The 11,432-nt window shown below is 36.8% G+C and carries 9 protein-coding genes; 6 read left to right on the forward strand and 3 right to left on the reverse strand.

What is annotated here, in order from left to right; genetic code table 11:
* Window positions 1–144: 144 nt before the first annotated feature.
* The gene (locus CSEC_RS07450; RefSeq protein ID WP_154017659.1) at window positions 145–351 is read left to right on the forward strand and encodes a hypothetical protein; all 207 of its coding nucleotides are present in this window, start codon (window positions 145–147) and stop codon (window positions 349–351) included.
* Entirely contained in the window at window positions 344–946 is a 603-nt protein-coding gene (locus CSEC_RS07455; protein WP_041017830.1) for a hypothetical protein, read from the forward strand. Before CSEC_RS07450 ends, CSEC_RS07455 begins: the two co-directional genes overlap by 8 nt.
* Here CSEC_RS07455 and recD read toward each other — a convergent pair.
* Genes recD through CSEC_RS07470 form a run of 3 tightly spaced genes read right to left on the reverse strand, consistent with a single transcriptional unit; the run spans window position 897 to window position 9,462 of the window.
* Window positions 897–2,687 (reverse strand): exodeoxyribonuclease V subunit alpha, encoded by a 1,791-nt coding sequence (recD, locus tag CSEC_RS07460; protein ID WP_041017831.1) that lies wholly within the window; start codon window positions 2,685–2,687, stop codon window positions 897–899. The genes CSEC_RS07455 and recD overlap by 50 nt on opposite strands.
* The gene (locus CSEC_RS07465) at window positions 2,687–6,097 is read right to left on the reverse strand and encodes a UvrD-helicase domain-containing protein (protein WP_041017832.1); all 3,411 of its coding nucleotides are present in this window, start codon (window positions 6,095–6,097) and stop codon (window positions 2,687–2,689) included. Before CSEC_RS07465 ends, recD begins: the two co-directional genes overlap by 1 nt.
* Complete coding sequence (locus CSEC_RS07470; RefSeq protein WP_041017833.1) at window positions 6,094–9,462, reverse strand: exodeoxyribonuclease V subunit gamma; 3,369 nt, start codon at window positions 9,460–9,462, stop codon at window positions 6,094–6,096. The genes CSEC_RS07465 and CSEC_RS07470 overlap by 4 nt, the downstream gene beginning before the upstream one ends.
* A 161-nt stretch (window positions 9,463–9,623) precedes the next feature.
* Between CSEC_RS07470 and CSEC_RS07475 the strand changes: the two genes are divergently transcribed.
* The 4 genes from CSEC_RS07475 to CSEC_RS07490 all read left to right on the forward strand — a co-directional run bounded on the left by CSEC_RS07475 (window position 9,624) and on the right by CSEC_RS07490 (window position 11,412).
* A complete protein-coding gene (locus CSEC_RS07475) occupies window positions 9,624–9,815 on the forward strand; it encodes a hypothetical protein (protein ID WP_041017834.1) in 192 nt (63 codons plus the stop codon).
* A 66-nt stretch (window positions 9,816–9,881) separates the two neighbouring features.
* Window positions 9,882–10,316, forward strand: a complete 435-nt coding sequence (locus CSEC_RS07480) for a hypothetical protein (RefSeq protein WP_041017835.1) — start codon at window positions 9,882–9,884, stop codon at window positions 10,314–10,316.
* A gap of 133 nt (window positions 10,317–10,449) precedes the next feature.
* Window positions 10,450–10,866 carry a hypothetical protein gene (locus CSEC_RS07485; RefSeq protein ID WP_041017836.1) on the forward strand — a complete coding sequence of 139 codons (417 nt, stop codon included), beginning with the start codon at window positions 10,450–10,452 and terminating at the stop codon, window positions 10,864–10,866.
* A 177-nt stretch (window positions 10,867–11,043) separates the two neighbouring features.
* Window positions 11,044–11,412 carry a hypothetical protein gene (locus tag CSEC_RS07490; RefSeq protein ID WP_154017660.1) on the forward strand — a complete coding sequence of 123 codons (369 nt, stop codon included), beginning with the start codon at window positions 11,044–11,046 and terminating at the stop codon, window positions 11,410–11,412.
* The last annotated feature ends 20 nt before the right edge of the window (window positions 11,413–11,432 follow it).

Raw genomic sequence — 11,432 nt, forward strand, 5'->3', positions numbered from 1 at the left:
CTATAAATAAGATATATCTTCAATACATTTATCAATAAAAAATTGAAATTTTTATTAAATGACCTTATTATTAAAAATAAGACGTCTTCTATAGAATAATTGATGCTTACTAGCATTATCTATTTGTTTGAGGAGAATGTACTTTTGAAACTAATTTTTATTATTTTTTTCTGCTTTATACCTATTTTCCCAAAAACGTTTGCTGAAACAACCTCTTTTTTAGAAGCTAAGAATTCCTTAAAAGACTATCGCTCATGGAGCTATCCTTATCCTGAAATTATAGACTACTTAACAGATAAGGGCGAAGAGAAGTTTCTGATCTTTAGTTATGGCAGGGGGGGGGATGGATAAAACCTCGGCTGAACAAACTCTTGGCCAAAAATCGATGGATACAAGGAAAATGGCTATAGCTTACAATATAAAAAGGGTTTTTGATCGCGATGTTGAAATTAAACCTAATTCCAAGTGGGGAATTCCTTTTGATCCGGCAGCTCGGGGCATGCTTAATGTGATTCCCTCGGAGTCCGACAGTGATGTAACAAATGGCGTTCTCATTGAAGTTTCAAGAGAAGACATGGCGAAAGTACTTTTACGGGAAGAAGGGTATGACCTCATTCCGGTTATCGTCCAGGAATGGGAAAATTTCATCCATAATAAACCGGTGTATAAGATAGCCTATACTTTTTATGCCCCGCAAAATAGCTCTTACACCAGTTCTTCAATTTTGCCAAGGCCTTCCTATTATGAATTGACAAGAGATGCCGCCTATAATTTCGGCCCTCTCTTCTACCTTTTATGGCTTAAAACAACCTATATGGCAGATGGCATCACTCCCATAGAAGACTGGGAGAAAGAGGTTAAGGAAAATAGCCCTGCGACTTTAAAAACAGCTTCTTTTATAAATCAAGAATCCTTTCTTGAAGCCCCGAAAGGCGTCTGCCGCTAAAAGCAACACATTTTTTTAAAATTTCTTCTGTTGAAAAAAGGGTAAGCTTACGTTTCGCCCGTGTGACAGCGGTATAAAGAATCTCTTTTCCAAAATTTGCCCCTTCTTCTCCAAACAAAATAAGAACCTTTTCAAATTCACTGCCTTGTGATTTATGGATGGTAAAAGAGAAGGCTAAATCAAATTCCGGAAGTAAAAGCGCCGGGATTTCTTTAAATTCTTGAGGCTTGGTTTGAAAATAAGCGCGGTCTCCTTTTTGGAGTTGGAAAGGGTCTTTGCAAAAAAGAAAGCCGATTTCCCCGTTAAATAATTGAAGCGACGCTTTATTTTTGGTAATCATAATGGGAAGAACTAAAGTTTCTTTTTTATTTAATTTTTTAATTTCTTTAAGAAAAAAACTGTTTAAATGCTCAACGCCGAAAAGGCCTTTTCTTAGGGGGGTTAAAGCGCAAAAGCGTTTAAGATGGCTAAAGAGAAAATCTAAAGAATCCTCTTCTTCTAAAAGGAAGTTAAAGTTCTCATGCAGGATGGATTTTATGAGGTCGCTATTTTTACTTTTTTCGCCCCATTCGGTCCATTCTAAATTTTCATCGCTTTTAAGATAAGATAAGGCTGTTTCGATATCTTCTTTCAAAATAGCTTCTCCAAAAAGTGAAAGGGACTCAGTTTCTTGTCTTTTCCCTTTCTCAAGCTCAGAGATAATAGTTTGAAAGAAGACATGTTTATTAAAACCGTCTAAAAAATCTCCGAAAAGCGAACCTGCATCGACCGGGGGAAGTTGATGCTTATCGCCAATAAGTATTAAACGAGAGCCTGCTTTCATAGCTTTTAAAAGACGAAGTAAAAGATGGGAATCAATCATAGAGGCTTCATCGATAAGAACAAGATCTTTTGATAGCCAACCTTCTTTGGATTCTTCAAATTGATTTTCTTGACCTAGTAAAGAATGAAGCGTTCCGCAATCCGCCTTTTCAATCCAATCGTCCTTCACTATTTTTTTAAGCCCCGCTAGGAAATGGCTTGCAGCTTTTCCGGTCGGGGCCGCAATTGCAGCATCTAAATTTTGTTTGCCATCATCAGAGAGGGAATTAAAAAATAGATCTAAAGCGTGAGCTGCGGTATAGGTTTTACCGGTTCCAGGTCCCCCTGTCAAGAGGCCAAGGGAATGATGAATGATAGAATTTATGGCTTTTGCTTGAACCTCATCAAATAAATTTTGAGAGTGTTTTTGAGACAAAAGAGCTTGAAAACCATCAAGATTAATTTTAAGGGTTGGTTTTTGAGATAAAATGCGTTTAAGCTGATAAACGATTTCTTTTTCTTGCTTCCAATTTTTCTTTAGATAAAGCTTTTTCTTTTCAGCCAAAATAAAAGAGGTTTCCTTTTCTTCAGAAGGGAGGTCTTGAAAAAGTTCCTCTAAGGCTTTAATCCCGTTCGTTACGGCCAGATCGATCTTTTCAAATGAAAGAGAGTCATCCCTCTCTTGAATTTCACCTAAAACACGTGAGGGAGGAAAGAGAGAAGCTTTTTCATATTGAATTAGGAGGTGGCCCTGTTTTTCGGCCAAAGAAACAAAACCAATGGCCAGGGCCATTTCTTCAGATAGCTTGGAAAACAACTTCTTGGCTTCTAAGATCAATTCAAGCTCTAAACTGCCAAAGAAATCATTTTCGAAAAGGGCCTTAACAAAAGGCCATTCGCCTATCCTGGCGCTTAATTTATGTTTTGGCAAAAAATTCATCAGCTTTCCTTGAAGGGAATAAAATAAACGCCGCTCTCAGGCCCAAAAACAGTCCCTCTTAAAAAAAGATAAAAACAGCCTCCAAAAATTTCATGAAAAGGTTTTTTTTCATAAATCGCTAGATATTTTCTTAAAGCTTCCCTATAAATTTTAGCTTGCAGGTCATATCGATTTTTTTCAATCTCGGCTATTAAGGATTCCTTTTCGTAGTCTTCTTTTTTATTTCCAAGCCAGTTTGTTTTCCAGTCGAGGATATAGTATTTTTCTTCATGGTAAAAGATTAGGTCTATCGCCCCTTGAAGATACTCTTCTTCTTGAGATGAGCGATGCGTTGGATGAAGAAAGTCCATCTCGCGAATTGATTTTGTTAGGTCGATATCTTTCAGAGTAAAATTCAAGAGTTTAGCTTGAAAACTGCTTTCCAATATTCTTTCGATTTCCTCTCTATATTCATAAAGAGAAGTCCCTTTAGATCGTTTTTCAATGATTTCTTTAAGATTGCGACAATTAAAAGCTTCCACATTTTCAAGTATGTTATGAAGCAATATACCGGTTTCAATTCCGGCCGGCAAAAGCGGTTTCTCTACAGGACTTGCACACTCAAAATTGGGTTCTTTGAGGTCATGAAGAGCTTTTGAAATAGAGGTAAAGGAGTGAGTGCTTTTTCTTTTAAAGGGATAAAGAGAGGCTTCGGTAAAGATCAAGGGTTTTAATTCAGGTTTTTCAAAAGAAACTATGACGGGGGCTTTCTCTAAATATTGAAATGAAATTTCATTTTTAGAGGCTTCTAAAAAGTTCAAAAGGGGAGAAAGTTCTTCCTGACCTGAGAGGGAACCTTTTTTTAAAGCTTGTTGCCAAAGATCAAGGGGGGTATCAACGGTTGTCTTTTCATAGATCGGAAAAGGCAAATAGACTCTTTCCCGGGCCCTTGTTAACGCAACATAAAACTGTCTTGTTTTTTCAGCTTCTAATTCATCGAGGTAGGAAAGATAAGAGGGGTCTTCCTGATTTCGAACTTTTAGGGTGAAACCATTTTCCTCTGAGTAGGAAGGAAATATCGCCTCTTTCTTGTTTGAGGATCTGTAAAGGCCTGCGGCAAAAACAATTTCATACTCAAGGCCTTTACTTGAGTGAATCGTTTCGATAATGACAGAATCCTTCCCTTCTTCAAAATAGGCTTGCAGCTCTTTTTCTAATTCCGGGTCGGCAAAGAAAAAAGGATCTTTTAAAAGGGAGATAAGATCATACGAGGTTAGTCTTGATTTTCTTGCTTCTTCTAAGAGGATTTCGATAAGACCCTGGAAGTGCATAAAATATGTATCGCCATCCACTTGCTTTGACAAGCGATCTTTTGGGGAGGGGTAGCCTTCTATACTAAAATTAAAAAGCTTTTCAAAAAAAATGCCTAGTTCATCTTCCAAAAGAGATTTCTTTAAAGAGGTGAGATAAACATAGACGTCTTCTTGAAAGAGAAGATCTTCCATTTTTTTTAGATCCTTAGCTTCAAAACCAAGCAATGTGGTTGTTAGCGCAGATTTTGCCAGGGATTCGTTTTTAAGCTCATGAAGAGCTTCCAAAATGGACCTTAGATCTTCTAATAAAGTTTCATCGATTTGAGATTTTGGTTTTGGTATTTTGCAAGGAATATTTCTTTCTTTTAAATAGGATGAAATAGTGTCGGCTTGCGTATGAGAATGAACTAGTATAGCCATATCCTTAAACGGCACCAAAGATTGAGTATGGAGTCTTATTATTTCCGACGCTAAAAATGGAAAGAAATACTTTTCTTCAAAAAAATTATCTTTGGAATGTCTGAGGGAGGGTAAATCTTCTTTTTTGACTTCGGCTAAACAAATGTGAAAAGCTTTTAAATCATCCTGATAAGGCTTAATTTTTCTTGTCTCATCCGCTTGATTGCTTTCATAGGGAAAAGAAGATTCTTTTCTTGGAAGTTTAAAAAAATCAGGGGCGTAATCCGCTTTGAAAACCCGATTTATTGCGCCGACAAGCTCCTTATTGGATCTATAATTGCAGTTTAATGAATAGTGATGCTCTTTATCAATATGTCCTATGGCATCAAGATAGGTATAGATATCGGCGCTACGAAAAAGGTAGATGGATTGCTTTGGATCCCCTACCAAAATAAGGTTTGGACCCTTTTGGCCGGGTGATATAAATAGTTTTTTAAATAAATTCCATTGCCTTGGATCGGTGTCTTGGAACTCATCAATGATAACGCTTTTAAATCGCTCTCTTAAAGTTTCTTGAAAAGAAGGATTCTCTGCAACAAGCGACATCTTTTCAATTAAAGCATCAGGAATAAAGTATTCAGAGCCTTCCGTCTTCTTTTTCAGCAAACTTTTAAAGGAAAAAGCTAAATTTAGTAGAATTCTCTCTTTTTGGGAGGCTTCCAAGATCGTTTTTGAAAGGGTTTCATTTAAATCTTCATATAAATGCGGATAATAAAGAGGCTTTTTCTTTATTGAATGTGCCTCAGCTTTTTTTGCATAGATCGAAAAGTCCTCGAAAGTATCGCTTTCTGCAATAAATTGATCAAAAAGTTCGCTATCTTCTTTTGTTTCATCAAAAAGATGCGTAAGCAGTTCTGAGAAGTAAATAAGGCTTCTCTTATCATGTTTTCTTGAGGGTTCAATAAAAAAGGCTTTTAGATCTGAAATGACGTTTTCTTTAGTAACCTTATAGCGTGAAAGGAAGTTTTTTCTAATATTTTTAAAATTTTGAAGATATTCAAAAAAAGGTGGGTTCTTAGCGATTTCATAAGGCATCTCGGATAACTTTAAAATTTCATTTTTTAAATGTTCCCTCGCTTCCCTTTGAGTTAGAAGCTTGTTTAATTGAGAAGCGCTTATATTTTTTTCGTTGAGATTTAAATAAATGAAGTCATTAAAAAGCCTATCCAAGCCAAGGCGGTCAAAGTTATCAAAAATAACCCCTTTATTATCAATATTGGCATCAAAGGCATGTTCTTGAAGCATTTTGGCGCAAAAACCATGAATGGTGTAAATGGCAGCTTCAGATTTAGATTGAATGGCAATTTCAAGATAATGCTTAATTTGCCTAAGTCTTTCTTTGCCCTCTTCTTTGTATTGTTTTAAAAAATCAAGGGGGGTATTTAAATCTTCATCATTTAACCAAGCTTTGACAAGAAAAAGAGCTTCTTTGATCGCTCTAAAGCAGCGTATTATTAACTCTTTTGCCGCAGCTCTTGTAAAGGTTACGATTAAGAGTTCATCCAGGGTATAGGGCCTATCTAGCAATAAGTCTTTTTCAATAAGAAACCTTAAAGCAAGATGTTCAATGGCAAAAGTTTTTCCGGTTCCGGCCGAAGCTGAAATGCTTTTATTTCCAAATAAGGGAAGGTTTCTATCTAGAACATTGAACGCTTTCATTTTTTACCCCTCGAAATAAAAGGTTCCACAAGGTCTTTTAAAAGAGCGCTCGGCTTTTCATAGGCTTTAATGAGGTGATCCGCGTCTAAAGAAGCAACGGAGCGGAAGTTCCGCTCTAAAAAAGGACCCTTATTTATTTCTCTCTCTTCGAAGGAACCCTGCAAGATATCATTCAGCTTAACGCAATCTTTTTCCGCAACCGGTTGGATCCATTCAGGAAGCAAAGGAAAAGGGTGCTGAAGGCTATCTATATAGTGCTGAATAAGACTTTTAAGAGAATTTAGAGAATCTTTTTTTTCCAAAAAGGGAACGTAGGCAGGCTTATCCGATATGGAAAAGAAAGCTTTTTCGAAAGGGAAATCATAGGTTTCAATAAGGGAAGCATAAAGCAAAAGCTCCGGCAGATGAGGAATTAAAGAGCCCATATCTTGCTTTGAAAAACAAATAATCCCGGCTTTACTAATCGATTTTAAGCTTCCAAGAAGTTCTATAGAACCTTGACCCTCAAATGTGAATTTAAAAGCGGGAGCCACCCACTTGTTTTCTCCTACTTGCTTAAGGGTTGGAATTCCCGGCAGGAAATCAACCGTATGAAGAAGATCCAATTTTTTATCATAGAGAGAAAAAAGTTGTTCAAGATTGTCTTTTTCTCTTTTCACACGATATTTAGCCGCTTTTTGAACGATCCCGGGAAGCAGGTTTTCTTTAGAAAATTGCTTTTCTAAAGAGTTATTATTCGAAGGAGTAAAAGATTTCATCATTAGGTCTTGAATTTGATAAAATCCAAGAGACAAAGTTTCTTTTTTCTCTTTAGATTGATAAAAAGAAACATCCCATTTTCTTCTAAAAAAGGTTTTGAGGGGATTTCTTAAGAAAGCGCTGATTTCTTTGAGTTCGAGAACTTTTACCCATTTTTTTGAATCGCTTGCATCTTCCGAAATTTGCAAAGGCATAAAAAGCTTTGTTTGGCATCTTTTGTTTTGAGCTGACTTAAAGCATGATTTTCGGTAATTTTTTAATGGAGAATCGGAAGTAAAATAGCTTTCATCTTCACTTTTTTCAGGGTGTTTAAAAAAACAAGCGTTAGAAGGTTTTTGTCCCTTTATAAGAAAGGCCTCATCCAAATATTCAAGAAGCTCGCGGATTAGAGCTGAGTTCTCTCCGGGCTCCTTCTCTTTTGTGGTCGAGGTATAGCTTAAGATCAAATGTTCCTGAGAGGCTAAAATAAGTTCTATAAAAGATTGGAGGTCTTGGTCTAATTCGCTTGGATAATTAGTGTGTAGAGGGCTTTTTCTTAAGAGGTCAAGACTTGTCTTGCTACCAAGGCTTGGATAACAGTTATCTTGCAGACCTAAAAAGGCAATGATTTTATAGGGAATCGATCTGCTTGATTTAGGGGTTGAAAAAGTAAGGGTATTTTGCAAAGAATCCCTATGTGAAATTTTAACATTTTGCAAAATTTTATCGAGGTAAAGCGCTACTGCTCCAAAACTAAATAACAAATCCTCTTGGGTTTGCATTCGCCCGATTAATTGAAAAGCTTTAAGTAAATGCGCGGCATCTTCTTTAAAATCGTCAATTTCAATGTCAAAGTAATCCTTAAGCAGGTAAGTCAACTCAAGTTGCCAGCTTTGCAAATTTTTCTTAATTTGTCTAAACGCTTTTAAATCATGTTCAAGAGACCTTAAAAAAACAATAAGCCGATCTAAAAGACTAAGTCCCGTAACTCCTAAAAAATTGTCTTTTTCGGAAGACTCTATTTTAAGCCGGTCGCTTAAAAGATGAGAGATGGCTTCCTCTAAAGAATTTTGTTTCAGGCAGGTCTCAATCTCTATCTGATGCTCCTCTTGTAAAAATTCCTTTTGATGGGATTCAGACAATCCCCAAGATAAATAAGGCTTAAGCCACTTGCTTATAAGTTGAATGGCTTCCTCATCAAAACCAAATTTGGATCTAAGAGCTTTTGAGTTCAAAAGTTTAAAAAGATCTTTTTTCTCAAACCGAGTTTCTCCTAGCCTTAACAGCAAAAGAAACTCTTGGATTAAGGGATTTTTTTCAGGAAATTGAATTTCTGCCACACGATAAGGAAGCTTGCTTTCAGGCGAGCCAAAAATACGATGAAAATAAGGTTCATATAAAGCGATATTGGAAGCTACGACAAGCACCTCTTGAGGCTCGATTTTTTTTGAACTTTCAATTTGATTTTCGAACAGAAAGACAAGGTCATTATACAAAGCTTCTACTTCCCGGCTTTTGGAAACGGATCTATGGATGCGAAGAGAGTTTTCATAAGTCTCATGAATTTCTAAAGGAGGCGCCTTTTCTGAGATTCGTCCAAGAATGATGTCGCTTTGAAGGGCTTGAAGAATTCCAAACTTTCCTTCTTTAAAAGAAATTTCGCTGTCTAATAAATTTTGATAAGAAGAGTAATTTTTGGTTTCTGAATGAATCTCGTATTTTTCAAACCAATCCGTTTTAGACTCCATGGAATCTAAAGCATTAAAAAAATATTTGCCTGATCTTCCCCAGTTAGCGAGAAGTTGGTTGCTGTCAAAAAAAAGAGAGGAATGTTCTAAAAAAGATTCTTTACCCGGCATTGTATTGAGGGCTCGAGAAAGGTAAGCCGCTTCCTTTCTAGATAAAACGTCTCCAATAAAACTACGGGTTAATGAAAAAACGTAAAGAGAAACGCTTGTTGACTCTGAAAGTTTTGAAAAAAAGGCAAGTTCTGATTCGGAAAAGAAAGCAGGGGCAAATAAATGAAGGCTTCCTCCTTTAGGGTTCTTTTCATTTGCAAATTGGAAATTTTCAAGCCCTTGGGTGACTGTTGAAAAAAGGCCTTGCTTTCCAAAAAGATAACTCCAAAGTTTCTTTTGCCAGGAATTTTCCTTTAGATTCTCAAAAAAAACGTTAGCGTTTTTTTCATGACGGCTATAGTGATTGTAGAGGCTTGCAAGCTCATTTGAGAATAATATTAATTTCTTTTCTTCCTTTAAGGAAAGACACTTTTGATTTTTTAAATTAAAAAATTTTAGGAGCTCTTGGTCTAGATCCTTTGGATCCTCTTTAATTCTTTTAAAAAAATAGTGGCTGATGGCGAAGCTTAACTCAGTATCGCTCGGGATTTTTTTAAAAAAAGAAGATCTCGTTTTTAACTCAAAGCATTCATGCGGGAAGTAAAAGTCTACTCCGGCAGCAATTCCAAAAATAGGGTCTTCAGCAAGTCTTGCTCGAATCCATGATTTTAAGGGTGCATGCGGAATGACAATCTCTTTTTTTTCAAAAGGTCCTTGGTTTTCGAGCAAATTATCACGAAGAAAGGAGAAGAGATGATCTAGATGATTGCTAAAATAAATGCGTAGCATAACATTACATTTTCTTAAAAAAAAAGTATTATAAGGGAAAACGAGTTGAGACGGCAACTTAATAAAGTTAAAAAAACAAATGTAATAATAAAATATTTGAATAATATAATCTTGCCCTTTAGTTTGAGAGGAGCTGAAAAACCCTAAATCCAGGTCCTAAAATGAAAAAAAATATTTGTTTTTTTGTAGCGGCTATGACCTTGTTTTCCATCCCTTGCCTAGCTTCATTTATGCCAAGCGGACTCAAGCAAGAAGAAAGAGCTCTTTTTAAAAAGAAACCTTGCTGCAGTGATTGCCAGGAAGGAAAGCCTTGTAAAGACAAAGGCAAAGCTCATAAAGAACGAAAAAATTAATTTCCCTTGTTTGAAAGATAATGCTTTTTCTTGCTAAACCTTTTGATTAAAAAATAAGGAGCGCCAATGCTGCTGACAGGGGAAATAAAAACGGACGGGACAGATAATCTTCAAGTTGTTTCAGAGAACGAAATAGAGAGAGTGCCATCTAATGACGAAGCGCAAGTTGGCAACCTTTCCGGAAGGCAAGCGAGTCGAAGAGCTCCGAAACCGGGCCTCTGCAATTACATTATGGCATTAGCTTTTGCTATTTTGACCCTTGGTGGTTTTGGGGGATCAGCCGGCTTATTTTTTCTATATAGATCTACTAGGAGGTTTAAGGAATGGCCAAGCGATCAAGACTCGCTTCTTGATTTCCATACGGGAGCTGTTATACTTGGTGTTACCTTTATATTTGTTTTAGCGTTTTCATTTACCTGCACTTTAACCGCCTGTACTAGTGTCATCCAAGAATCCCGTAAAAGGCGAATCGCTCTGCAAGGTATAAGAGACTCTCTTTGAGAATCTTTAAAAAAAATTAAACACTCATCAGCTTTTGATTTCCAAGGTTTCAACCCTGATTCTAAAAATTTAATTTTGAAAATAAACCTCTTTTCCTGCTAAACCCTTTTAATTGAAAAAAGAGGGGATACAAATGAAAGCCGCTGGATCAACGGAATCTTTTACAACTCAATCGTTACCGGAAATTGAAATCGGATCCAACAATCACTCATCTAATTCTGAGCGTCAATCTCTGATCGTCAATATGTCCGGAAGAGCTGTGACTCGAGAGCCCCCTAAAAGAGCTCTCTCTCGTGTGATTGAGCTCACTATAGGCTCAATCTTGGTAGCATCGGTCATTGGGGGAGGGACCTCTTTATTTCTTTTAGCCAAAGCTGTTAAGAAGTTGCAGAATTCTTCGGAAGATAGACCCGATTCTGGTGAGATTGTTCTCGCATTTATTCTTCTAACTGTTACTTTTATCACAGTTTTAGGAATGACTGCTGCGGGTGTTTGCGCCGTTCGTAAGATTGCTTCAAGAGAGCTGCCTGAAGAGGCCTCTTCTGTTTAGGCGAATTGGAGGTGCTCGTGTTGTAAGAAACGTTTAAACTTGGGCCTTTGAAACTTGATTTATTGCCCAGAGTGTCATATAGAACATTTTTGGAAAGATGTCTGGAAACAAGTTTTTGATTTTGAAAATGGCTTTCTTACCAAACCTCCTTTGATAAAAAAATTAAGGTTATCGCGAATGAATGTAGAGGGAACAGCCTATAGTCTTAATCAACCAGGTTTCTTGGATGCTCGAATAAACGCAACAGGAGCGCCTTCGTCGAATAATACCCAAGATCTCATGCCTAATATGTCCGGAAGAGCTGTAAGAGAAGAGATACCTAATAGAAAAACTTGTAATTTAGTTAAGATAACGGTTATTGGGATTTTTTGCGTTGCCAGTTTCGGATGCGGAGCAGGAGCTTATCTTTTTTTTGACTCTACACGGAAATTAATGGTCATTTCCGGCGACCCTGAAGCTCAATCTGAATTGGGCTTGGGAGTAGTTTTATTAGCACTTTCTTCTTACGCGATTTTTAAAGTGATAGTCAGCAATTTTAACATTTGAATGGAATTTAGAAAGAAGTC

Source organism: Criblamydia sequanensis CRIB-18, from assembly GCF_000750955.1.
Classification (GTDB): domain Bacteria; phylum Chlamydiota; class Chlamydiia; order Chlamydiales; family Criblamydiaceae; genus Criblamydia; species Criblamydia sequanensis.

What these genes read in the sequence shown, in the direction of transcription:
- CSEC_RS07455 (WP_041017830.1), top strand. Translation starts at nt 344, where the DNA reads ATGGATAAAACCTCGGCTGAACAAACTCTTGGCCAAAAATCGATGGAT.
- recD (WP_041017831.1), bottom strand. Translation starts at nt 2,687, where the DNA reads ATGAATTTTTTGCCAAAACATAAATTAAGCGCCAGGATAGGCGAATGG.
- CSEC_RS07465 (WP_041017832.1), bottom strand. Translation starts at nt 6,097, where the DNA reads ATGAAAGCGTTCAATGTTCTAGATAGAAACCTTCCCTTATTTGGAAAT.
- CSEC_RS07470 (WP_041017833.1), bottom strand. Translation starts at nt 9,462, where the DNA reads ATGCTACGCATTTATTTTAGCAATCATCTAGATCATCTCTTCTCCTTT.
- CSEC_RS07475 (WP_041017834.1), top strand. Translation starts at nt 9,624, where the DNA reads ATGAAAAAAAATATTTGTTTTTTTGTAGCGGCTATGACCTTGTTTTCC.
- CSEC_RS07480 (WP_041017835.1), top strand. Translation starts at nt 9,882, where the DNA reads ATGCTGCTGACAGGGGAAATAAAAACGGACGGGACAGATAATCTTCAA.
- CSEC_RS07485 (WP_041017836.1), top strand. Translation starts at nt 10,450, where the DNA reads ATGAAAGCCGCTGGATCAACGGAATCTTTTACAACTCAATCGTTACCG.
- CSEC_RS07490 (WP_154017660.1), top strand. Translation starts at nt 11,044, where the DNA reads ATGAATGTAGAGGGAACAGCCTATAGTCTTAATCAACCAGGTTTCTTG.